Source organism: Maribacter confluentis (assembly GCF_030505015.1).
Classification (GTDB): Bacteria; Bacteroidota; Bacteroidia; order Flavobacteriales; family Flavobacteriaceae; genus Maribacter; species Maribacter sedimenticola.
In genome coordinates, this window is sequence record NZ_JAUKUC010000001.1 from 1,875,967 (window position 1) to 1,898,811 (window position 22,845).

Genomic DNA, 22,845 nt, shown 5'->3' on the forward strand with positions numbered 1-22,845 from the left:
TTATTGATTAAGCGTTATTAAATCATCTTCATCTTCCAATAAAACCTTTGGATAAATAATACAATCCAATTGTTCCTTAATTGGTGTTATATAAGTGAAATAGTCCGGTTTTAAGGATTCGTTCAAAGGTTCTGCCTGGGGCAATTCCTCCTTTAGAGGATCTACCTGTTTACCATGCTTCCAAAAACGATAACACACATGTGGGCCACCTGTATTACCTGTCATACCTACCCAACCGATAACATCACCTTGGCGCACAAATTGGCCTTTTTTCACTTTTTGGGCTTTCATATGTAAGTATTGGGTAGCATAAGTGCCATTGTGCCTGATTTTTACATATTTACCATTACCGCCCCTTCTGGTAGATTCTATAACTGTACCATCTGCCGTTGCCATAATTGGTGTGCCTATTGGCGCTGCATAGTCCGTACCTTTATGTGGCCGTACTTTATACCCGTAATATTTTATTCGTCTATTTAGATTATACCTTGATGATAACCTGCCAAATTCAACCGGCATTCTTAAAAATGTCCTGCGAAGATTATTGGCATCTTGATCAAAATAATCTACAATATTTTTCAAGGAATCATTTTCATAGGCAAAAGCATAGATCGGTTTGCCATTATGTTCAAAATATGCAGCTTCTACCGGTTCTGCTCCAGCGTAAATAGTATCATTGATGTATTTTTCCTTATAGATGACCTTAAATTTATCTTTTTTCTGAAGCCTTGAAAAATCTATGGTCCAAGCATACACATTTGCCAGATTATGGGTAACATTGTAATCTATGCCCTGATCCAAAATTGCTTCTGATAAACTGGTTTCAATAACCCCTGATACTTCTCGCTGTATGTATTTAACCTTTCTTTTACTTCTATAAGCGTGTGCGCTATCCCGCATATCTACTACAGTATAATTTATGGGGTCATTATGATAAATAAACACCTGCGCCTGCCCAACCGTATCTTTGGATTTTAGGATTACATAAGGTTTGCCGACCCTAATTTTTCTTACATCAAAGGTATCTCTATACCGTTCTGAAATAGCTGCAACCTTTGGGTATGCAACCCTATTTTTTTGCATTAACTCACCAAAACTGTCGCCATTTCTGACCGTATCTAGATGTACCGTAAATTCATCTAGATTAAATCCGTACTGCTCATTTACCTTTGGCAGTTCCTTTACCTGTTGCACCTGTTGTGCAAACTCTTTTGCTTGCCCATTATCGTCCTTACAGGAGACCGCAATCGTCAATGCCAATATTATGCCCCAATATCTATGCATTCTAATGTTTTGATTTATCTGGATTAAACATATGGTCTACCCATTGTTTCCCCCAATTATTTAATTCATCTTCTGTGTAAATCTCTGGAAAAAAAACTATTTTCTGAAAACTGGGCGGAAGGTATTCTTTCCAATTGGTTCCACCGGTAGCATCTATATCTCCCGTATCCTTGCGCAAATATCTATGAGCAGAGCCCATATGCATCAATTGCCAGTTTACATTTGCATTTACATCCAGTGCCTTTAGCGCCTCTATAAGATCTGTGTCCTTCTTTTGAGATTTGGACAATCCTAAATATTTATGATAGATGGTAGCTTCCTTTACTTGCTTAGCAATCCTGATTAACCTTGGCGTATACCTATATTCAAACTGTTTCAAGGTCAATGTTTTTTCTCCGGTACTTAAATCAGTGGCACCTTTTTTCCAATAAATATGCTCATACAGTTGTTCAATGGAATCTGCTTTGGAAAATTGATTTCTTTCACTTACATGTACCAAATTCTCAAGACCGGTGGCGTAAATCTCGATCATTCTAAACTGTGCGGACTGAAATCCACTGGCAGGCAGTAAAGCCATACGGTATTGAAGAAATTGCTCCCTTTCCATTCCTTTAATCATAATACCAAAAGAAGAAATGAGCACCGTATAATAACTATTGATTCGTCTTAATTTTTCTGCAAAAAAATTAACATCGTCACTTTTGTCATCTACCAACTGTTTTTGCTCGTGGAGAATAAGCTTAAAATATAATTCCGTAATCTGGTGGTACATGATGAAAATCTCTTCATCTGGGAAATGGGTTCTTGGAACCTGTAAACTTAACAAAGTGTCTAAATGAATATAATCCCAATACGTTAGGTAACGCTGATGAAGCAAACCGTCTAAATATGAGCTGAGATCTTGGCCTGAATCCTTATATTTTTCTTCAAGTTTAGAAATTTGGGAATTGATCTGCTCTCTATTTTTCATTTAAACGTTAATCCATTATAATTTTAAACTGATGTTTAAGACCATTGTAACCATCCAAATCTGCTTTAATGGCACCTACCGCCAAATCTGCCTTTATACGTATAGGTATTCTATTTTGATCATTTGAAACCCATAATGACAAACTTTCCTGCTCTTTAAAAACACGTCCAGATTGTACCAAGGGCCTAAATTTTAAACATTCCACCTTACCGTATTTGGTATTAACAACTTCCAAACCTAAATACTTAAGCTTAAAATTGAAAACCCCATCATCATCATAAAGCATTTTTAAGGTAATGGCCTTACCTTCCTCGAGATCATCTGTCTTATAATTGTTTCTTAAATAATAAAAAGCAGAAATAAGATCTTGGATATTCTCTTGTAGCGTAAAATTAAGCTTTTTCTTGTTTTTCTTATCATTTAACTCAGCTTTCGCTTCCTCATAATCAAAGTTTATTTCAACATCTTTAGTATATCCGCCCTCGTTGATTTTTCTAACAAACCTATAGGGCCTACCATCCTCCTTATCAAAGTAACTTTCATATGTATCATCTACCTTAAAAAACCAACTGGCAACACCGGTGGTCTCACCATGGCCTACAACATGGTATACAGATTTATCGTCAATAGTGGCATTTTTGACTTGTAAGGTTGCATAACTGGCGTTTAAAAATCCATAGTGCAACCTAAATTTTAACCACTCGCCCGTATTAAATGCAGTTTGCGCTTTTTGACCAAAAACACTTAGATTTATACTAAGAAGGGAAAGCAACATAAATTTTCTCATAGTCCTTACTTTAAGGCAAAAGTAGCAATTGAAGTTTCTCGATTGCTATCCTTACAATAACTTAAACAAAATTTGTTCCAAAGTATTGCACAAAAAAAGCCCAGTCTTAAAACTGGGCTTTTCCTAAATAACCAACCAAACTTTAAATTATGAAAAACCACTACTTAAAGTTGTAAGGGAACCACCCCTTAGTTGGTGTAAATTTACAGCACTATTTTCTTCCTGTAATACGGTTTAACTTACTTTAACGATAAACTTAACAGTTATTCACACTTAAGGTTAATATTTATGAAAGTATTAAGAACAAAGGTGCAAGAGCTAAATTTATTGCGTTAAATTCTTACTCGATAAAGCCTAAAACCAATACCCTACGCTGACAAAAAATTGGGAATTATCCGTTTCTGGTGACCAAGAATATAACAGATTGATCGGACCTAAAAAAGATTGCCAGCCATAGCCTACACCAAAACCGGAATACATAGGGACCTTGAACCAATCTCCTGTCCTAAATAAATCATCATCTACATTGGCAAAATTGGCCGAGAAAAGTGCATGGTGCTTTTGTGCGAATTCATAATCTAATCTTCCATAGGCCTTCACATAACTATTTCCGAACAAGCTAATAAAATCATATCCTATAAATGGGGCAAAATTGTTAATAAAGTCCGTACCGAACCCCCCTAATAAAAAATCAAAACTGGTAACCTTGGAGGTACCCAACTTAAACCCACCTTCTGTTTCCAAATTTAAGGACAGTTTTTTAAACAAAGGGAATGCCATACCCATTCTTGCCTTTGAAACCGAGAAATCCTTGAAATTATCATTGAAATCAGATGACAAGAGGTAATAATGCATGTCCCCGTTAAAATATAGTCCGCGTTTAGGAAAATATTTATCATCATAGGTATCTAGTTTTAATGCACCAAAGACACTTATATAATTACTCTTTTCAAAATAGGTCCTACCATTTTCAGTTTGGGTATTTATTGGCACATTGGGATCGGTTATTTCCCCAAAGGTCCTGGTACTGTACTTTAGATCCTTATATTCTGCACCTAAAGTAAAAGCAAATTCCTCTTTGACCACGGTTTGCACATAGATTTGATTGGTAAAATCCGATACCGATAGATTAATGGAATTAATCCTGGTATTTTGTGTAACATCAAAATTATCGCCAATAAGATCAAAATCTATTTCCTGTTCAAAATCATTGAACCTGGAGTTAATACCAAAACTCCAATAGGTGCCTTTATCCATATAATATTCAAAGTTATACCGAATATTATCCCCTAGAATAAGATCAAAAGAAGCCACATCGTCCCTTGACAAAACTTTACGTTTGGTCAGGTTTATGATTGCCCCACTTTTATACAAGTCATCATAATGGGCCCCAAGTCTCAAAAAAGAAGTGGTAGGTGTTTCATCTAGCGGTAAAACCAAATCCTCACCATCATCAACATTGGTCAATAATTTGTATCTAATTGTCTTAAAATTTCCGGTTGCAGCGAGGTTGCCTATACCTTGTTGTAGTTTATGAAAGGTTATAGGTTCGTTTAGGTTAAATCTTAATTTACCTTTTACATATCCGCGTGTATGACTTGTATTGCCCTCGATCATCAATCTATTCAAAACAATATTTTCATCGGTTTTATAATTAACCGTCTTTTCCTTTCCAGAGCCGTTGGACAGCGCTTTTAATTCTTCGAATTTTAAAAATGCGGCATCTTCCCCGGTCTTAATTATAGCCTTTAGCTTATTGAATTCTATAACCGAATACTGTTCTATTTGAGGTTTAATATAGATGTCCGTCCTTTCGGATTTTTGTTTCATATCCGCTACCGTTCTATAATTATTGATCTGTAGTAAAATTTCTGTTGCGGATATGAGCGATTCCCTATCCGACAGGTCATGCTGCACATCAACGCCTATAATAAGATCAGCGCCCATTGCCAAAACTTCATCTATGGGATAATTGTTCACCACACCACCATCTATTAAAACCTTATCATCTATAATCGTTGGCTCAAATAACGATGGCAAGGTTCCACTTGCCAAAACGGCCTCTGGCAGATATCCTTTGTTCAAGATTACCTGTTTGCCGGTTTCAATATCAGTGGCCACACAAACAAACGGCGTAGGTAGCTTATTGAAATCCTTGACATCTTTTACATGATATAATAATTTCACCAGTTCATTATAGATATTCTGACCTCCGGAATATGCAGGTGGAACGGACACCTTAAAATTATCAAACGGTAATGACAAAGCATACCTTTCAGAATCTTCCTTCTCATAAAACGTTTTTGCACTTCTTGGAAGATTATCTTGAATCAACGATCCAAAATTTGTTGCATTGAACATTGAGTCAAGTTCCATGGCCGTATATCCAGAAGCATATAACGCACCAACAATAGCACCCATACTAGAGCCGCCAATATAATCTATCTTGATACCTGCCCGCTCAATCACCTTTAAGGCCCCAATATGTGCCATGCCCTTTGCCCCACCACCACTGAGTACCAGACCTATCTTAGGCCTTTCATTCCCTTGACCCTCTTGTCCGATCAACAATGATACGTTGAGCAAACAAAATGCTAGGCCAAATAAAATGCATTTAAGACCGGCGCTATGTGGTATGAAATGATTCATAAATTTTATTTGCTTTTGATGCACCAACTATTTCTGCCAAACTTTCTTTGGACGCCTCTTTAATACGTTTAACGGATTTAAATTGCTTTAACAATTGTTGCGCGGTTTTTTCACCCACACCTTCAATACCTATTAATTCCGAATTTATAGCACCCTTACTCCTTTTATTTCTATGTAGGGTAATACCAAACCTGTGCGCTTCATTTCTTGCATTTTGAATGATTTTTAAACTTTCGCTCTTTTTATCCAAATATAACGGTACAGGGTCTTCGGGAAAATAAATTTCCTCTAGCCGTTTGGCTATACCCACTATGGCAATTTTACCCCTTAATCCTAATGCATCTATACTTTTAAGCGCTGAAGACAACTGACCTTTACCACCATCTATTACAATAAGTTGGGGCAAAGGCTCCATTTCCTCCAATAATCGTTTATACCGTCTAAAGACAACTTCTTCCATAGAGGCAAAATCATCTGGACCAACAACTGTTTTAATATTGTAATGCCGGTAATCTTTTTTGGATGGTTTACCGTCCTTGAACACTACACACGCAGCTACCGGATTACTCCCCTGTATGTTACTATTATCAAAACACTCTATATGCCTAGGTTCTACGGACAAATGCAAATCTTTTTTCATTTGCGCCATGATCCTATTGGTATGGCGGTCCGGGTCAATTATCTTAATTTGGTTAAAACGTTCCTGTCTAAAAAATTTAGCATTACGTTCAGAAAGGTCAAGTATGCGTTTTTTATCTCCTAATTTGGGTACGGTAATTTTTAAATCGGGAGTAAGGGCAACCTTAAACGGCACATACAGTTCCTTGGATTTTGACTGGAACCGTTCCCTTATTTCCACTATTGCCAATTCCAGTAATTCTTCGTCCTTCTCCTCAAGCTTTTTCTTGATTTCCATAGTGTGCGACCTAATAATAGACCCATGGGATAATTGTAAAAAATTAACATATGCAAAAGCATTGTCAGAAATTATACTAAATACATCTACATTACTGATTTTTGGATTTACAATGGTAGATTTTACCTGATAATTTTCCAATACATCTATCTTGTCCTTAATAACCTGCGCTTCTTCAAACTTCATTTCAGCGGCCAGCGCCTTCATCTGACCTTTAAAGTAAGTAATAGACGATTTAAAATTCCCCTTTACTATTTCCCTTATATCATCTATTTGACGGTCATATTCCACTATAGATTGATACCCTTCACATGGTCCTTTACAATTGCCCAAATGATATTCTAAACAAACCTTATATTTACCCGCGTTGATCTTCTCCGCAGAAAGGTCATAATTGCATGTCCTCAACGGATAAACACTCTTAATCAAGTCCAACAATGTACGTACCGTTTTCATACTGGTATAAGGACCGTAATATTCTGAACCATCCTTAATAACCCTTCTTGTAGGAAACAACCTTGGAAAACGTTCATTTTTTAAGCATAACCATGGGTAGGATTTGTCATCTTTTAGCAAGACATTATACCGCGGTCTAAGTTCCTTGATCAGGTTATTTTCCAATAATAGGGCATCTGATTCTGTAGGTACTACTATATGTCTTATCTCCTTTATCTTTTTGACCAGAACACGGGTTTTACCATATTCATGGTTTTTATTAAAATATGAGGAAACCCTTTTTTTTAGATTTTTTGCCTTACCTACATATAAAATACCTCCATTTGCATCATAAAATTGATATACCCCAGGACTGGAGGGCAATGCGCTTAACTGTATATTTAATGGAATCCCTGACATAGTTCTACACTACGAATTTAGTCTATAATACTAATTTAAATAACACTATACCTTATATATAATGATACAAAAAAGTAGATTAACTCCCCAACGCTTCAAATTGCGTATTTAATAATTAGAATGAATTTAATTATGAAGTGTTTAAAAAAGCAATAGCTAAATTACATAGTGCGTAATCTGAAAATTTTGTATTCTCGTAATCTTTTGATTTTCAATTATTTACAACATCCACTTCTTTTTAATATTTACTACAACGTTAATTTTTTAATAAAAAAGCGCTGTTTAACGATAAAAAAGTGCAGTTCATAGATATCTTATTAATTATTTTACCTATTTTTAACGTGATTACGAATCATTTTACCACTATAAGAACATTATAATTATGGAAAGCTATATCATCACTCTTGGAACATATCTTATATTAATGTTATTTTTTAAGGTATTTTTTGCTGTTGCAGGTAAAGAATAATCTAAGAATTTTCAGCACACTATTCACTTCACGATGCTGAAGAAAGATATACGCTATAAATATTCCAAACTTAGAAGTTCCCTATCTCAATCACAGATTACCGATAATAGTATTGCTATTGCGAACTCAGCATTAAGTCTACCTATATGGAGCTACCACTATTTCCATATTTTTTTATCCATTAAAAATAAATTAGAAATAGATACAGAAGGCCTAATTTCCATATTATTAGGTTACGATAAACATGTAGTGGTGCCCAAAATAGTTTCCAACAATCAATTAGAACATTACCTTCTTACAGATAGTACTAAATTTTCATATAATTCCTTACATATACCTGAACCCGTAGATGGTATAACCATAGATCCATTAAAATTAGAAGTGGTATTTATACCCCTCCTTGCTTTTGACATTAAAGGAAATAGAATTGGTTATGGTAAAGGTTATTATGATCGCTTTTTAAAAGAATGCAGAAGAGATGTTGTAAAAATAGGCCTTTCCTTTTTTGAAGCTGAAAAAGAACCATTTGATGATGTTCTACCTACCGATATACCATTGGATTATTGTATAACACCCAACAAAACCTACACGTTCAATGCGCTATAATCCTCATTGTCCGGATCTTTTTTATCCAGATCCTTACCAAATGCTTTTTTATTGAATACTAATAAAATACCCACTCCGGTGCTAATTGCGGTATCCGCTATATTGAATACAGGCTCAAAAAACCTAAAATTCTTTCCACCAAAACCAGGCACCCAATTAGGCCAGGTAGTGTCTACCATTGGAAAATACAACATGTCTACCACCTTACCATAAAACAACTTTCCATAGGGCTCGTTTGAAAAGAGAGTAGCTACTTCATTATAGCTATCATTAAAAATTATTCCATAAAAAACAGAATCTAAAATGTTACCCAATGCACCGGCAAAAATTAAGGATACCGCCCAAATAAGTGTAGTGGAAGCTTTTTTTCTAATTACGTCAAAAAGCCAATACCCTATACCAAAAATGGCGAATAACCTAAAAATGGTCAATACCAATTTACCTATTTCATCCGAAATGGGTAAAATGTCGCTTAATTTAGCTCCCCATGCCGCACCTTCATTTTCTATAAAGAGAATCTTAAACCAACTAAATACCTCAACGGATTCACCCAGTACAAAGTGGGTCTTAATATATATTTTACTCCATTGATCTATTACTAGTATCAATACAATAAATAAAATGGATTTTTTAATATTCATGGGTTCAAATCAATGTGGGCAAAAATATAAATATTATTCGGTTTTAATGAGTTCAATATTGCCTGTAACGGTTTGCAGGTCATATGTGGAGAAACCATTTGGGATTATATTTGGACCGACCTCACCATATTTGGTCGTTGCAGATATATTTGCGGCATTGGACAATACCTTAATTGCACCACTTTGTGTTTTGACCTTTATAGCTCCAACTGCATTGTTTACTTCGCATACCCCATCGGACAAGATAATGTTCAGTTTCTTATAGGCGCCATTTACAACTACTCTTGAACTGGTACCGTAAACTTCAACATTTCTGTTTTTTGGTAGTGATATATTCAATACGATGGAAACCACTTTATGGGCGCTTAATTTATCATTAGGGTTACTGAAATTAGGTAAAAAACCGGCGTCAATGAATATAGTTGAACCCCTGGAAACTACTTGTAGATTTAAATTATCAACATATTCACCTTCAATATTTGCCTCGGCATTGACCACCTGCTCGTCTACAGTATTAACTTGAACCTCAAAACAGTTTGCCGTATTGACTTGAATCAAACCTATATCTTCCGTAAGCAGAATTCTCTGAACATGTTTTTGGGCAAAAAGACCCAAAGGACAAAGGACCAGTAAAAATAAAAATCTACCCAAAATAATGGTATTAAAAAACGCCCCTTAAGGCGTTTTATTTAAGACTGCATATTTTTAGCCTCTATACTAAGAGTGGCGTGCGGTACAAGTTTTAAACGCTCCTTATTAATAAGTTTACCGGTTACACGGCAAATACCGTAAGTCTTGTTCTCTATACGCAACAAAGCGTTCTTAAGGTCTCGAATAAATTTCTCTTGCCTAATGGCCAATTGGGTGTTGGCTTCCTTACTCATTGTTTCCGACCCTTCCTCAAAGGCCTTAAAAGTTGGAGAAGTATCATCTGTACCATTATTACCATCGTTCATGTAGGCACTTTTTAATAGCTCCAAATGACTTTTAGCCTTTTCTATCTTGTCTTCTATTAAATCTTTGAATTCTGCCAAATCCTTGTCAGAATACCTTACTTTTAAATCTTCTGCCATCTTTTAATATTTTTCAATAAATAATTTTGTGTTTACTTCATCAAATGCAATATCCGTACCTTTTTCCAATTTACCCTCAAAATTCAATACTGCCGTTAATGTCTCGGTTTTAATATAGTCAATATTTTTCTCAACCGCCTTCTCGACAAAACCATCTTTCAAGATTTTAATTGCAATTTTATCAGTTACTTCATAACCGGAATCTTTTCTAATATTCTGAATCCTGTTAACCAATTCCCTAGCTATGCCCTCATTGCGCAAATCCTCATTTATGGTAACATCCAAGGCAACAGTTAATTTCCCTGAAGTGGCCACCATCCAACCTTCTATATCCTGAGAACTAATTTCTACATCTTGTAACTGTAAATTAATACTTTTATTCTCTAATTTAATTGTTAATTCGCCATTCTGTTCAATTTTCTGGATATCAGTCTGCGAAAATGCATTGACCACTTGTGCAATGGCTTTCATATCCTTTCCAAATTTTGGCCCTAACGTCTTGAAATTAGGCTTTATACGCTTTACCAATATACCCGAGGCATCATCTAGCAACTGAATATCCTTAACGTTAACTTCTGACTTAATTAATTCTGAAACCGCCTTGATATCTTTCTTGTCCTGCTCATCCAGTACGGGAATCATAATTTTCTGCAATGGCTGGCGTACCTTGATCTTCTCTTTTTGACGTATGGAAAGAACCAAAGAGGATATAGTCTGCGCTTTTTGCATTCTAACTTCCAAACCTTTATCTATCAAAGATTCATCGGCTACCGGAAAATCCGATAAATGTACACTTTCAAAACCGCCCTTTACGGTTGCCTTGTTCAGGTCCAAATACAAACGATCCATAAAAAATGGTGCTATAGGAGCAGATAATCTTGCCACTACATCCAAACATGTATATAATGTTTGATAGGCCGCAATTTTATCCTGTGCATATTCTCCTTTCCAAAAACGTCTCCTGCACAATCGTACATACCAGTTGCTTAAATTTTCTTGAACAAAGTCAGAAATTGACCTTGCCGCCCTTGTGGGTTCATATTCTCCATACGCCGTATCCACTACCTTGATCAGGGAATTTAATTCTGACAAAATCCAACGGTCTATCTCTGGACGTTCTTGAACCGGTACATCTGGCTCTTTATAAGAGAACGCATCTAGATTGGCATATAAACCAAAGAAAGAATACGTATTATAAATGGTACCAAAGAACTTTCTTTTGACTTCAATGATGCCTTCCGTATCAAACTTTAAATTATCCCATGGATTTGCATTACTGATCATATACCACCTGGTTGCATCTGCACCATGTTCGTTCATGGTTTCAAAGGGATCAACGGCATTGCCCAAACGTTTTGACATTTTTTTGCCTTCCTTATCCAACACTAAACCGTTGGATACCACATTCTTATAGGCAACGGAATCAAAAACCATAGTAGCTATTGCATGAAGGGTGTAGAACCAACCACGTGTTTGGTCAACACCTTCGGCGATAAAATCTGCAGGAAACGTTTTTCCTTCATCTATCAAATCCTTATTCTCAAATGGATAATGCCATTGTGCGTACGGCATAGACCCACTATCAAACCAAACATCTATAAGATCGCTCTCACGCTTCATAGGCTTTCCAGAAGCCGATACCAATGTAATTTGATCTACGATATTCTTATGTAAATCTATTTTATCATAATTTTCCTCTGACATGTCTCCCACAACGAAATCCGCATAGATATCTTCTTGCAATACACCGGCCTCAATGGCTTTTGCCATTTCAGATTTCAGTTCGGCAACGGAACCAATAATTAATTCTTCCTTGCCATCCTCGGTTCTCCATATAGGTAAAGGAATACCCCAGTAACGTGATCTTGATAAATTCCAATCATTGGCATTTGCCAACCAGTTTCCAAACCTGCCTTCCCCTGTGGCTTTTGGTTTCCAATTTATGGTCTGGTTCAATTTAAACATTCGTTCCTTGACGTCTGCCACTTTTATAAACCACGAATCCAAGGGATAATACAAAATAGGCTTATCCGTACGCCAGCAATTAGGATAACTATGTACGTATTTTTCAACCTTAAAGGCCTTATTCTCTTCCTTGAGCTTTATGGCAATCTCTACATCTACCGATCGTTCTGGAGCCTTACCATCTTCGTAATACTCGTTTTTCACATATTTACCGCCTAGCTCCTTTAATTCCGGTCTAAATTTACCCTGTAAATCTACCAAAGGCACCAAGTTTCCATTCTCGTCCAATACCAACATTGGCGGAATTTCCGGTACGGCCTGTTTGGCCACCATAGCATCATCTGCCCCAAATGTTGGTGCGGTATGCACAATACCGGTACCATCCTCTGTAGTCACAAAATCCCCAGCTATTATTCTAAATGCATTTTCAGCATTTTCATAAGGCAATACATAATCTAACAGTTGCTCATATTTAATGTTCAACAAGTCTTTACCCTTAAATTCTTTTACGACATAAAAAGGAATTTTTTTATCACCAGACGCATAAGACAACAAATCCGATTTCTCCGACACCTGATTGTATTTACCCGAGAATTGTTTTCCTACCAAATTCTTGGCAAGTATAACGTTCATGGGTTCAAACGTATATTGGTTATACGTTTCTACTAACACGTAATCAATTTTCGGCCCTACAGTTAACGCAGTGTTAGACGGCAATGTCCAAGGTGTCGTCGTCCAAGCTAAAAAGTAGACAGTACCTTCGTTTTGTAAAAAATCCGGTAAGGTTTCTTCTACTGCTTTAAATTGTGCGGTAACTGTAGTATCCGTCACATCTTGATAGGTACCCGGCTGGTTTAGTTCATGTGAGCTTAATCCCGTACCGGCTTTTGGCGAGTATGGTTGAATGGTGTACCCCTTGTAAATAAGGTCCTTGGAATATATTTGTTTTAACAACCACCATACGGTCTCCATGTATTTGGACTTGTAGGTAATATACGGGTCATCCATATCAACCCAATAACCAACCTGTTGGGTCATGGCGTTCCATACATCCGTATAGCGCATTACCGCTTTCTTACAAGCCGCATTGTATTCCTCAACGGATATCTTTACCCCAATATCCTCTTTGGTAATGCCCAGCTCTTTTTCCACTCCCAATTCTATTGGTAGTCCATGGGTATCCCAACCCGCTTTTCTTTTTACCTGAAACCCTTTCATGGTCTTATACCTAGGAAAAATATCCTTAATGGTACGTGCCATTACGTGATGGATACCAGGCATACCATTGGCCGATGGAGGACCTTCGTAAAACACATAGCTCTCCTTTCCCTCACGGGTAGAGATACTTTTCTCAAAAATGGCACGGGTGGCCCAATAGTCCAAAATTTCTTCTGCAACCTTTGGTAAATCTAATCCTTGGTATTCTGCGAACTTCATACTAAAATGCTTATGGGACTGGAATTTAAAGGCTGCAAAATTATAAAATTTAGATTTAAATTATGGGTTTTGTCCTCATTGAAATAGTAGGTTATACGCTAATGTGAAAAATATTAACATGTTTTACGTCCAAAATGTAAAATGACCCGTATATAACTCTAAACAATAACCATTTAACATAACACAATGAAAAAAGTAATTTTAGGATCATTAGCAATTTTAGCATTAAGTATGTCCATTTCCTGTAGAGAAACTGCAGACAAGGCAAAATCCGCTACAGAAGAAGCTGGTGCCGCTTTAGAGGAAGCTGGAGAAAGCTTGAAAGAAGCTGGTGAAGAGCTTGAAGAAGCTGGTGAAGGTGCTATGGATGCCGCAAAGGAAGCCAGTGAGGATGCCATGAAAGCTGCTGAAGATGCGGCCGAGACCGTAAAGGAAGCCGGTGAAAAAACTATGGATGCCGCAAAAGAAGCAGGTAACGACGTTAAGGATGCGGCCAATGAAGCTGCTGACAAGGCTGCAAAAAAAGCCAATGAAATAGAAAAAGCGGTTAAAAACTAAATTAACCTCTCTTTTGAATTCTTAAAGACCCGTTATTGCGGGTCTTTTTTTGTTTAAAAATAGTAGCCAAGACCTAAGATGACATTACGCCCTGGTGCAACAATACCTGAGGAATAAGTCCTGTAACGTTGGTCCGTTATATTTTCCATACTAGCGGATGCCTTTAAACTCTGTGAAATATCAAACTGCGAACGAAAATTCAACGTATACCATGATGGTGCAAACGGATTTCCATTTTCATCAACAGCATAGATATATTCCTTTGATCGCTCAGACATTGAAAGATCATCATAAACTATCTCTCCATTATAGTTGACATAAAGATCTGTCTTTAACCTTTGGTTTTTCCACATAATATGGAAATCCCCAAATGTAGGTGCGGCATGTCTTGCAGGAGTCTCCGTACCATCTTCTTCCTCTTCCACACCTTGGGTAAAAGTAAGGTTGGATCTCATGGACCATTGCTCGGTCAAATAGGCTTCCAAGCCAAATTCAAATCCGTAAACGAAAGCCTTGGCCGCATTTTGTATTGCTTGTACGTTACTTAGCTCACCGCCATATTCTATTTCAGAAACCCCATTATAACTAAAATCCCTGCGCACCAATGCATCAACCAAATACGTATAATAGGCCGTACCCTTTATAATTACCTTGTCCTTAATATTACGATGTATTCCAAATTCTACATTATACGCATATTCAGGCTCCAGGTCTGGGTTGGGAACTACTACGGATCCCGGTTCAGAATCGAATATTTTACCTACATCATCAATATTGGGCGCCCTAAATCCTGTTGAACCGTTCAAGGTTATTTGTAAATTAGCCTTGGGAAACCAACTTAAACCTAAACTACCCGTCAACGCCCCTGTACTTAAATCTGCCTTTTGAAATGGAAAGTCGTAAAACGTGTCATCAAAATCCGCATTTACCCATACATGGCTATAACGAAGGCCGGACATTAATGTTAAATTAGGTTTGGCCTTATACTCACCATTGATATAACCCGCCAAACTCTGCCAAGTAGATCCATCTGGATAACGTGATGCCGATGGGTATTCCTCGTCGGTCACAATATTTCTATCGTTACCTAAAGAACCAACCGTATTAAAAATATACTCCCCACCGTAATAAGTTTTAAAATTACCTATTTTCTTATTCTCCAAATCAATATTTACGTTCAATGCATTGACCTGTTCCTTGGTGGAATTCAACACATCATCCTGAAAATCCCTATTATGCCTACTTTCCTCAAAATGTTGATATGCCAAACCAAGCTTTAACCCATCATATACTTTACCATCACCTTTTCTTAAAACCTGGGCATTGGCCATAAACCATTTTTGAGGACCATAATACCATTCTGCCGATCTTAACCCTTGCCCATCACTTGAAGGACGTATTAATCTATCATATCTAGAATAATCCGATGTTTCTGAAAAATATGCCCCCAGATTTAAATTCCATTTTGCATTGGGCCTGAACAATACTTTTTGCATTAGATTTATTTGATCATACCCTGTTGTAACCTGTGTTCTAGGTGACCCATTTTCCATTAATACATCCACACCGTTATTGCGCGTTACATATGAATTCCTTAAATAAGAATCCGGTCCATGGGAACCCATTTTTAAATCTTGAAAATCGTTGTAGGTCACACTTGTTAGCGATGCCCACTTTTTTTTACCGATATTTATATTTACATGCAATGTATTTTCACTGTTGGCCGATGAAAACCTATAATTGGTATTTCCCGCTACCAACAGGCTATCATTTTCTGCGAGTACTGGTTTTTTCGTGTAAAAGTTCATAACGCCCCCAATGGCATCACTCCCATAAATTACCGAACCAGGACCAAATATTATTTCAGTATTCTTAATTGTATACGGATCTATTGAAATTACGTTTTGAATATTACCGCCCCTAAAAATAGCATTATTCATACGTACACCGTCTACGGACAATAGCAACCTATTAGTGGCAAAGCCCCTTATCATAGGACTACCACCACCTAATTGACTTTTTTGCACAAAGACCTTTCCACTGCTTTCAAGTAAATCTGCGGAAGTCTGGGGGGCAGTAAATGAAATAGACTTGGCATCTATGGATATAATTTTATTGGGTATATCCTTTTTCTGTTGCTCCCATTTGGAAACCGACATTACCACTTCATCCAATTGTTGGGCCTTCATAAATAAGTACACCTTATTTCCTTGTCGTAGCAACTGCTGTTTGGTGGTTTTATATTCTTCATAACCAATATGCCGCAAGGTAATGCGTTCCCTATCCAAAAATAGGGATGCATTGAACCTCCCATCAAAATCTGAAAGGGTTATCTTGGATTTATCCTTATTATATATGGCTACATTGGATATGGCCTCGCCACTATCCTCATCTAGAACAGATATATACTGCGCATTGCCAAAAAAGGCAATGAAAAACCATATGCCTAAAAAAAATTTATACATAAGTGTTAAAGACTTCGTTTAATACGGCAAGAGATTTTGGTTTTCTAAATCCCTGTAAATGCAATTCAAAATATAACACCAAAGATTTAAGCAACTCTTGTCTATTGGTTTTTTTCATCTTTATGGTGTGAATTGCATCAAAATTTGTGCCTAAGAACGTCTTGAAATAATAAAAATTTTCTCCCCTCAACATTGGATTCAAGGTTTCCTTGCCCACAAATTCACCTTCCAAAAGGTCAAAATACGGTCTATCTTGTTGATAGACATCTGGATAAAAACCAAGGAACTTTGTAAGGGACAGCATAAAATAAAGATGAAAATTTGCAATATCATCATGTACGTCCAACCATTGTAGCGAAGCCTCTAAAAACTGATACAAGTCTTCGTTTCTTTCTTCTTCACGGATACTGTTACCCAATAATTCCGCCAGAAATAGGGCCATGGCATTCTTGGCCATATTGGCGTATAACGTTTGGTAGTGGCAATATACCTTGGCCTCCCTTATAGATTCCAATGAACCCTTGTTCTTATGGTTGGCCACAATTTCCAATTGGGTAAGAGGTTGAAAATAGGCCGACTTTAATTTTCCTTTTTTAGAAGCTAATACCCCGCGCAATAAATAAGACTTAACTCCGTCCGAAGCTGTAAATGCCTTAACGATTAGACTGGTATCGCCATATTTAAGTGCCGTAAATACTATTGCCTTGGTCGTAACTTGCATTGGAACGTGCTGTAAGACCACAAAGATAGCGGTTTGTATATTGGCCTTTGTACAAAAAAAAGCGAGGTCTTTAGAAAGACCTCGCAAATAAGTACTTTAACCTTTTATTTATGGACCAGGATTTTAAATCACCCCTTGGGCCAACATAGCATCGGCAACTTTCACAAAACCTGCAATATTAGCACCTTTTACATAGTTACAGAACCCATCTTCTTCCTTACCATATTGAATACAAGAATCATGTATATCTTCCATGATATCCCTTAATCGTTCATCTACTTCTTCCCTAGTCCAACTAATACGAAGGGAATTTTGGGACATTTCAAGTCCTGATGTGGCCACACCACCGGCATTTGATGCCTTCCCGGGAGCAAACAAAATTTTTGCGTTATTAAACTCATGAACGGCATCTGCATTACAAGGCATATTAGCTCCTTCCGCAACACACATACAGCCATTATTTAATAAATTTTTGGCATCATTCTGGTCTAGTTCGTTTTGGGTGGCACAGGGCAAGGCAATATCACACTTTACGTTCCAAGGAGTCTGGCCTCCATGGAATTCTGCCGTTGGATATTTGTTGACGTATTCTGATATTCTACCGCGTTTGTTATTTTTCAAATCCATCACAAAGGCAAGTTTTTCATCATTTAATCCGTCTTTGTCATAAATAAATCCACTAGAATCCGAAAGAGTTACCACTTTGGCACCTAGGACAATAGCCTTTTCTGCTGCATACTGGGCAACGTTTCCAGAACCGGAAATCACCACGGTTTTACCATTAAAACTTTCGTTTCTGGTCTTTAACATACTCTCAGCAAAATATACGGTACCATAGCCAGTAGCCTCTGGTCTAATCTTAGACCCTCCCCAAGAAAGTCCCTTACCGGTCAATACACCCGTAAACTCATTTCTAATTTTTTTGTACATGCCAAAAAGGAATCCTATTTCACGCGCACCCACTCCAATATCTCCGGCAGGGACATCTGTATTGGGTCCTATGTGCCTATTAAGCTCCAACATAAAGGCATGGCAAAAACGCATGACCTCATCATCTGACTTACCTTTTGGGTCAAAATCAGAACCCCCTTTACCACCACCCATAGGTAGGGTAGTTAGACTGTTCTTAAATACTTGCTCAAAAGCCAAAAACTTTAAGATACTTGCATTTACGGTTGGGTGAAAACGCAACCCTCCTTTATAAGGCCCAATGGCTGAGTTCATCTGAATTCTATATCCGCGGTTTACATGAATTTCCCCATCATCATCTACCCATGCTACCCTAAACGACACTAAACGCTCTGGCTCAACCATTCTCAAAAGAATGTTCTTGCCATTATATATTTCATGCTTTGCAATATATGGTATAACAGTTTCTGCAACTTCTTGCACCGCCTGTATGAATTCTGGTTCGTGCCCATTCCTGGCAATAACCTCATCCATAAATGCTTTTATTTTATCTTCCATAAAGCTATTTACAATTGTATTAATTTATTGATTTCAAAATATAACGGCAAAATTATGTTATTCATGTAATTTATTGCGTACTTTTTTTAAAAGTTGATAATTTTTGTTGTTTTAACAACAAATAATCGATTTTAGATTCTAAAGTTCAATAAAATTACATTTTAACTTAACGCTTGCTTTAAATCCGCAATTAAATCCTCAGAATCCTCAATACCAACACTTAAGCGAATCAGTGCGTCTACTACACCACTTTTTTCCCGCTCTTCTTTAGGAATACTGGCATGGGTCATACTTGCAGGGTGCCCAGCAAGACTTTCTACCCCTCCCAATGATTCCGCCAACGTAAATACTCGCAAGCTTTCAACAATTTTTATAGCATCTTCATAACTGCCGCCTTTTGGTATAAATGATATCATACCTCCAAAATCCTTCATTTGTGTCTTGGCAATGTCGTGGTTGGGATGATCGTCAAAACCTGGCCAATATACTTTTTCAACGTTTGGACTGTTCCGTAAAAAATGGGCTATGGCCTTACCGTTTTCACAATGGCGCTGCATTCTTACATGAAGGGTCTTGATACCCCGCAATACCAAAAAACTATCCATTGGACCACATACGGCGCCGCTGGCATTCTGGATAAAATACAACCTATCTGCCAAAACTTTATCCTTAACAACCAATGCCCCCACGACCGTATCACTATGCCCCCCTAAATATTTGGTAGCGGAATGCATTACGATATCAGCACCCAAATCTAATGGAGTTTGTAAATAGGGGGTTGCAAAGGTATTATCAACACCCAAAAGTATATTCTTTCCTTGTACCAAATTTGCTACAGCCTTAATATCAATGATACCCATCATAGGATTGGTAGGTGTTTCTACCCAGATAAGTTTGGTATTTTTATTGATTTTGGACTGTATGGCAGCTGTACTTCTCATCCCCACAAAATGAAAAACAATACCATACTTTTCAAAAATTTTCTTGAAAATTCTATAGGTACCCCCATAAAGATCATGCGTAGAAATTACCTCGTCTCCCGGTTCCAATAATTTTATTACGGCATCTATGGCTGCCAAACCACTTCCAAAAGCCAAACCATGGGTGCCGTTCTCAATACTGGCCAAAGCATTTTCCAAAGCTGTCCTTGTAGGATTTGCACTTCTAGAATATTCATATCCTTTATGCCCTCCAGGTGTAGTTTGCGCATAGGTAGAGGTTTGATAGATAGGAGGCATTACGGCACCATATGCCTTTTCCGGTATTTGACCTCCATGAATTGCCTTTGTATTGAACTTTAAATCCTTACCACCCATAGCTAACAAATATTTTACACAAATGTATCGTTATCTTCTGACGAATACAATGAAGGTGTATTTTTACATAAAACTTGACCTTACATGAACAATAGATTCTTTTGCCTACTTACACTATTCTTTATCTTAAGTTGTGAAACCAAAGAAGAACTGATCTTTGAACCTTTATCCATTTCAAAAAAAGAGTGCCAAGACTGTTCCTTTGTAACCATTAACGTTCCTAAGGCCATAGGAAATTCTAAATTGGCAAACGCAATAAACATTGCCATTAGTGAGGAAATTATTTCATGGTTAAGCTTTAACGAGACCGGGAAGGCCAATAATATCAAAGAAGGTATAGATGCATTTATAACGGACTATAACGAACTTAAAAATAAATATCCAGAGGAATCCATGCCATGGGAGGCTACTATAAATGGAGATATTGTTTTTGACAATGGGCAGATATTGACCATACAATTAAAATCTTACCTTTTTACAGGAGGGGCACACGGCATTAATTCTGTACGATTTTTGAATTTTGACAAGTTAAACGCAACGGAACTCTACAGAGAAGAATTATTTACATCCATAGAAACTATTACCTCCTATGCCGAAGAAGCTTTTAGAACACAGGAACATATACCTAAAGAAGCGGATATTAATAGTACTGGTTTTATGTTTGAAACAGAAACTTATTATTTACCTGAAAATATTGGATACACTGATGACGGGCTCCTACTTTATTATGAACCATATGAAATTGCATCCTATGCTGATGGGCCCATTACCTTGTTACTACCCTATAAAGAAGTAAACAGCTATTTAAAACTTGCCGTAACGCCTTAACCTAAATGTTTTAAAAGCAAGGTTATGGTATTAGCATGCAAGCCTTCATGAAATAAATTAAACCCTATGGCGTCCTCTACGTTTCTTAAGGTAACTTTTGCGCTGGTAGTATATTCTTTATACTCTTTAAAAAGTTGGGTTTCATAATCCTCTTTGATCCATTCTACGGTAGAAATCAAAAAATCCGCAACTATCATTATTTCCTCATCCGAAGCCGTTCCATCAGGAACGGTGCCCTTCATAAATTTATCCACTAATTCTTTTGGTACTCTCATTTGAAGCCCACTGAATTTATAACATAAAAGCTGTTGGGTCACTACCGTATGCGCAATATTCCAAAAAATATTATTGTTGAACCCTTCTGGTATTGCCAATAATTTTTCTTTGGGGGTATTCGTTAAAACTTTATGTAGATTTTTTCGATTTTGAAGAGTGATTTCCAATAAATTCTCGACCATTATTTCCTGTTTATAAGGTGTAAAAATAGTACAATTAAAGGGAAATGGGTTTCTTTGCAAACGATTAAGCAAAGAAAACAAAACAAACGTTTAACCTATCATGAAAAAAATATACCACCTAAGTTCTTGCTCTACGTGCCAGCGAATTATCAAAGAACTGCAACCGCTTACCAATTTTGAACTACAGGATATTAAAACATCTCCTATTACCAAAAAGCAATTAGAACACATGCATACCTTATCCAATAGTTATGAAGCATTGTTCAGCAAAAGGGCCATACTATATAGGGAACGCAATTTAAAGGAACAGAACCTTACAGAGGAAGATTTTAAAAATTTAATCTTGGAACAATATACCTTCTTAAAAAGACCTGTAATCATTAATGAGAATGATATTTTTATTGGGAATAGCAAAAAAGTGGTAGAAGCCGCAAAAAAGGCTATACACCATTGAGCAAAAGACTACTTGCAATACTAGCGGCCGTAGGGGCAACTACTATCTATGGTATTAACCACACTATAGCAAAAGGCGTTATGCCCCATTATGTGCAGCCCTTTGGTTTTATAATCTTAAGGGTGTTGGGTGCGGCCATTTTGTTTTGGGCCATTTCCTTCCTTGGACCCAAAGAACGAATAGACCCAAGAGATTACCTTAGAATGCTTGTTTGTGCCCTTTTGGGCATGGCCCTTAATATGTTGGTCTTTTTTAAAGGCTTATCCTTATCTACTCCGATCAACAGTGCGGTATTGATTACAACCACGCCGATCATTGTATTGATTTTATCCGCAGTTATTCTCAAGGAAAAGATTTCCGGTAGAAAAATTCTTGGTATAAGTATTGGTTTAATTGGTGCACTGGGCCTTATACTCTTTGGAACCGAGATACGTATGGATGCTCCAAATATACCGTTGGGAAATTTTTTAATCTTTATGAATTCCATGTTCTACGGCTCATACCTAGTTGTAGTAAAAGTACTTATTACAAAATATCACCCCTTTACCTTTATGAAATGGCTTTTTAGTTTAGGGGTACTTATATGTCTACCCTTTGGATATGAAGAATTTATGGACATATCATGGTCCACTCTTCCAATAAATGCATATGGAGCTATTGCTTTTGTAATATTGGGCACAACTTTTTGTACCTATCTATTTAACATATTTGCCCTTTCCCAACTAAAGGCATCTACCTTAAGTGCATTTGTATATGTACAACCTCTAGTTGGTATTGCCTACGCCATTATCAGCGGACAAGACCATCTTACTTTTATTAAAATTATAGCAGCATGTCTTGTTCTAATTGGGGTTTATTTGGCCAGCAGAAAACCCAAATTATCCGGTAACAGGGTCAGCAATGGAGACAACTAAAGAAATATTGTA

General features: G+C 37.0%; 19 protein-coding genes. 5 read left to right on the forward strand and 14 right to left on the reverse strand.

Going from position 1 to position 22,845, the window contains the following annotated elements:
- The 5 genes from Q2T41_RS08245 to uvrC form a co-directional block, all read right to left on the reverse strand.
- Positions 1 to 1,284, reverse strand: a complete 1,284-nt coding sequence (locus Q2T41_RS08245; RefSeq protein ID WP_304435687.1) for a M23 family metallopeptidase — start codon at positions 1,282 to 1,284, stop codon at positions 1 to 3.
- Between the two features lies 1 nt (position 1,285).
- Positions 1,286 to 2,254, reverse strand: a complete 969-nt coding sequence (locus tag Q2T41_RS08250; RefSeq protein WP_304435688.1) for a tryptophan 2,3-dioxygenase family protein — start codon at positions 2,252 to 2,254, stop codon at positions 1,286 to 1,288.
- Between the two features lie 7 nt (positions 2,255 to 2,261).
- A complete protein-coding gene (locus Q2T41_RS08255) occupies positions 2,262 to 3,041 on the reverse strand; it encodes a DUF3108 domain-containing protein (RefSeq protein WP_304435689.1) in 780 nt (259 codons plus the stop codon).
- Positions 3,042 to 3,395: 354 nt separating this feature from the next.
- Complete coding sequence (locus Q2T41_RS08260) at positions 3,396 to 5,690, reverse strand: patatin-like phospholipase family protein (protein WP_304435690.1); 2,295 nt, start codon at positions 5,688 to 5,690, stop codon at positions 3,396 to 3,398.
- A complete protein-coding gene (uvrC, locus tag Q2T41_RS08265; RefSeq protein ID WP_304435691.1) occupies positions 5,668 to 7,461 on the reverse strand; it encodes an excinuclease ABC subunit UvrC in 1,794 nt (597 codons plus the stop codon). The genes Q2T41_RS08260 and uvrC overlap by 23 nt, the downstream gene beginning before the upstream one ends.
- 502 nt (positions 7,462 to 7,963) lie before the next feature.
- Here uvrC and Q2T41_RS08270 point away from each other — a divergent pair.
- Positions 7,964 to 8,536: a 5-formyltetrahydrofolate cyclo-ligase gene (locus Q2T41_RS08270; protein ID WP_304435692.1), complete on the forward strand. Its 573-nt coding sequence runs from the start codon at positions 7,964 to 7,966 to the stop codon at positions 8,534 to 8,536.
- Here the strand turns inward: Q2T41_RS08270 and Q2T41_RS08275 are convergent.
- From Q2T41_RS08275 to ileS, 4 genes are read right to left on the reverse strand one after another with little or no spacing between them, the layout of a single operon-like run.
- A complete protein-coding gene (locus tag Q2T41_RS08275; protein WP_304435693.1) occupies positions 8,515 to 9,177 on the reverse strand; it encodes a lipoprotein signal peptidase in 663 nt (220 codons plus the stop codon). The genes Q2T41_RS08270 and Q2T41_RS08275 overlap by 22 nt on opposite strands.
- 33 nt (positions 9,178 to 9,210) lie before the next feature.
- Positions 9,211 to 9,828 (reverse strand): DUF4097 family beta strand repeat-containing protein, encoded by a 618-nt coding sequence (locus tag Q2T41_RS08280; RefSeq protein ID WP_304435694.1) that lies wholly within the window; start codon positions 9,826 to 9,828, stop codon positions 9,211 to 9,213.
- Positions 9,829 to 9,866: 38 nt separating this feature from the next.
- Entirely contained in the window at positions 9,867 to 10,250 is a 384-nt protein-coding gene (locus tag Q2T41_RS08285) for a TraR/DksA family transcriptional regulator (protein ID WP_089260967.1), read from the reverse strand.
- A gap of 3 nt (positions 10,251 to 10,253) precedes the next feature.
- On the reverse strand, positions 10,254 to 13,652 hold the full coding sequence (ileS, locus tag Q2T41_RS08290) for an isoleucine--tRNA ligase (protein ID WP_304435695.1): 3,399 nt from the start codon (positions 13,650 to 13,652) through the stop codon (positions 10,254 to 10,256).
- Between the two features lie 186 nt (positions 13,653 to 13,838).
- Between ileS and Q2T41_RS08295 the strand changes: the two genes are divergently transcribed.
- Positions 13,839 to 14,210: a hypothetical protein gene (locus Q2T41_RS08295; RefSeq protein ID WP_089260969.1), complete on the forward strand. Its 372-nt coding sequence runs from the start codon at positions 13,839 to 13,841 to the stop codon at positions 14,208 to 14,210.
- A 53-nt stretch (positions 14,211 to 14,263) separates the two neighbouring features.
- Here Q2T41_RS08295 and Q2T41_RS08300 read toward each other — a convergent pair whose 3' ends face one another.
- The 4 genes from Q2T41_RS08300 to Q2T41_RS08315 all read right to left on the reverse strand — a co-directional run bounded on the left by Q2T41_RS08300 (position 14,264) and on the right by Q2T41_RS08315 (position 20,179).
- Positions 14,264 to 16,675, reverse strand: a complete 2,412-nt coding sequence (locus Q2T41_RS08300; RefSeq protein ID WP_304435696.1) for a TonB-dependent receptor — start codon at positions 16,673 to 16,675, stop codon at positions 14,264 to 14,266.
- A complete protein-coding gene (gene recO / locus Q2T41_RS08305) occupies positions 16,668 to 17,396 on the reverse strand; it encodes a DNA repair protein RecO (RefSeq protein WP_304437422.1) in 729 nt (242 codons plus the stop codon). The genes Q2T41_RS08300 and recO overlap by 8 nt, the downstream gene beginning before the upstream one ends.
- A 123-nt stretch (positions 17,397 to 17,519) precedes the next feature.
- Positions 17,520 to 18,863, reverse strand: a complete 1,344-nt coding sequence (gene gdhA / locus Q2T41_RS08310; RefSeq protein WP_304435697.1) for an NADP-specific glutamate dehydrogenase — start codon at positions 18,861 to 18,863, stop codon at positions 17,520 to 17,522.
- 161 nt (positions 18,864 to 19,024) lie between these two features.
- Positions 19,025 to 20,179: a cystathionine gamma-synthase gene (locus Q2T41_RS08315; RefSeq protein WP_304435698.1), complete on the reverse strand. Its 1,155-nt coding sequence runs from the start codon at positions 20,177 to 20,179 to the stop codon at positions 19,025 to 19,027.
- 84 nt (positions 20,180 to 20,263) lie between these two features.
- Between Q2T41_RS08315 and Q2T41_RS08320 the strand changes: the two genes are divergently transcribed.
- On the forward strand, positions 20,264 to 21,007 hold the full coding sequence (locus Q2T41_RS08320; protein WP_304435699.1) for a DUF3298 and DUF4163 domain-containing protein: 744 nt from the start codon (positions 20,264 to 20,266) through the stop codon (positions 21,005 to 21,007).
- On the opposite strand, the gene Q2T41_RS08325 is transcribed toward Q2T41_RS08320, so the two are convergent.
- The gene (locus tag Q2T41_RS08325; RefSeq protein ID WP_304435700.1) at positions 21,004 to 21,465 is read right to left on the reverse strand and encodes a DinB family protein; all 462 of its coding nucleotides are present in this window, start codon (positions 21,463 to 21,465) and stop codon (positions 21,004 to 21,006) included. The two genes, Q2T41_RS08320 and Q2T41_RS08325, sit on opposite strands and share 4 nt — an antisense overlap.
- A gap of 100 nt (positions 21,466 to 21,565) precedes the next feature.
- Between Q2T41_RS08325 and Q2T41_RS08330 the strand changes: the two genes are divergently transcribed.
- Both Q2T41_RS08330 and Q2T41_RS08335 read left to right on the forward strand, forming a co-directional pair.
- Positions 21,566 to 21,919: an arsenate reductase family protein gene (locus Q2T41_RS08330; protein ID WP_304435701.1), complete on the forward strand. Its 354-nt coding sequence runs from the start codon at positions 21,566 to 21,568 to the stop codon at positions 21,917 to 21,919.
- On the forward strand, positions 21,916 to 22,833 hold the full coding sequence (locus Q2T41_RS08335) for a DMT family transporter (protein ID WP_304435702.1): 918 nt from the start codon (positions 21,916 to 21,918) through the stop codon (positions 22,831 to 22,833). Before Q2T41_RS08330 ends, Q2T41_RS08335 begins: the two co-directional genes overlap by 4 nt.
- Positions 22,834 to 22,845 lie beyond the last annotated feature (12 nt).

Coding starts and splice junctions, on each gene's coding strand:
- Q2T41_RS08245 (WP_304435687.1), bottom strand. CDS start 1,284: ATGCATAGATATTGGGGCATAATATTGGCATTGACGATTGCGGTCTCC.
- Q2T41_RS08250 (WP_304435688.1), bottom strand. CDS start 2,254: ATGAAAAATAGAGAGCAGATCAATTCCCAAATTTCTAAACTTGAAGAA.
- Q2T41_RS08255 (WP_304435689.1), bottom strand. CDS start 3,041: ATGAGAAAATTTATGTTGCTTTCCCTTCTTAGTATAAATCTAAGTGTT.
- Q2T41_RS08260 (WP_304435690.1), bottom strand. CDS start 5,690: ATGAATCATTTCATACCACATAGCGCCGGTCTTAAATGCATTTTATTT.
- uvrC (WP_304435691.1), bottom strand. CDS start 7,461: ATGTCAGGGATTCCATTAAATATACAGTTAAGCGCATTGCCCTCCAGT.
- Q2T41_RS08270 (WP_304435692.1), top strand. CDS start 7,964: ATGCTGAAGAAAGATATACGCTATAAATATTCCAAACTTAGAAGTTCC.
- Q2T41_RS08275 (WP_304435693.1), bottom strand. CDS start 9,177: ATGAATATTAAAAAATCCATTTTATTTATTGTATTGATACTAGTAATA.
- Q2T41_RS08285 (WP_089260967.1), bottom strand. CDS start 10,250: ATGGCAGAAGATTTAAAAGTAAGGTATTCTGACAAGGATTTGGCAGAA.
- ileS (WP_304435695.1), bottom strand. CDS start 13,652: ATGAAGTTCGCAGAATACCAAGGATTAGATTTACCAAAGGTTGCAGAA.
- Q2T41_RS08295 (WP_089260969.1), top strand. CDS start 13,839: ATGAAAAAAGTAATTTTAGGATCATTAGCAATTTTAGCATTAAGTATG.
- Q2T41_RS08300 (WP_304435696.1), bottom strand. CDS start 16,675: ATGTATAAATTTTTTTTAGGCATATGGTTTTTCATTGCCTTTTTTGGC.
- recO (WP_304437422.1), bottom strand. CDS start 17,396: ATGCAAGTTACGACCAAGGCAATAGTATTTACGGCACTTAAATATGGC.
- gdhA (WP_304435697.1), bottom strand. CDS start 18,863: ATGGAAGATAAAATAAAAGCATTTATGGATGAGGTTATTGCCAGGAAT.
- Q2T41_RS08315 (WP_304435698.1), bottom strand. CDS start 20,179: ATGGGTGGTAAGGATTTAAAGTTCAATACAAAGGCAATTCATGGAGGT.
- Q2T41_RS08320 (WP_304435699.1), top strand. CDS start 20,264: ATGAACAATAGATTCTTTTGCCTACTTACACTATTCTTTATCTTAAGT.
- Q2T41_RS08325 (WP_304435700.1), bottom strand. CDS start 21,465: ATGGTCGAGAATTTATTGGAAATCACTCTTCAAAATCGAAAAAATCTA.
- Q2T41_RS08330 (WP_304435701.1), top strand. CDS start 21,566: ATGAAAAAAATATACCACCTAAGTTCTTGCTCTACGTGCCAGCGAATT.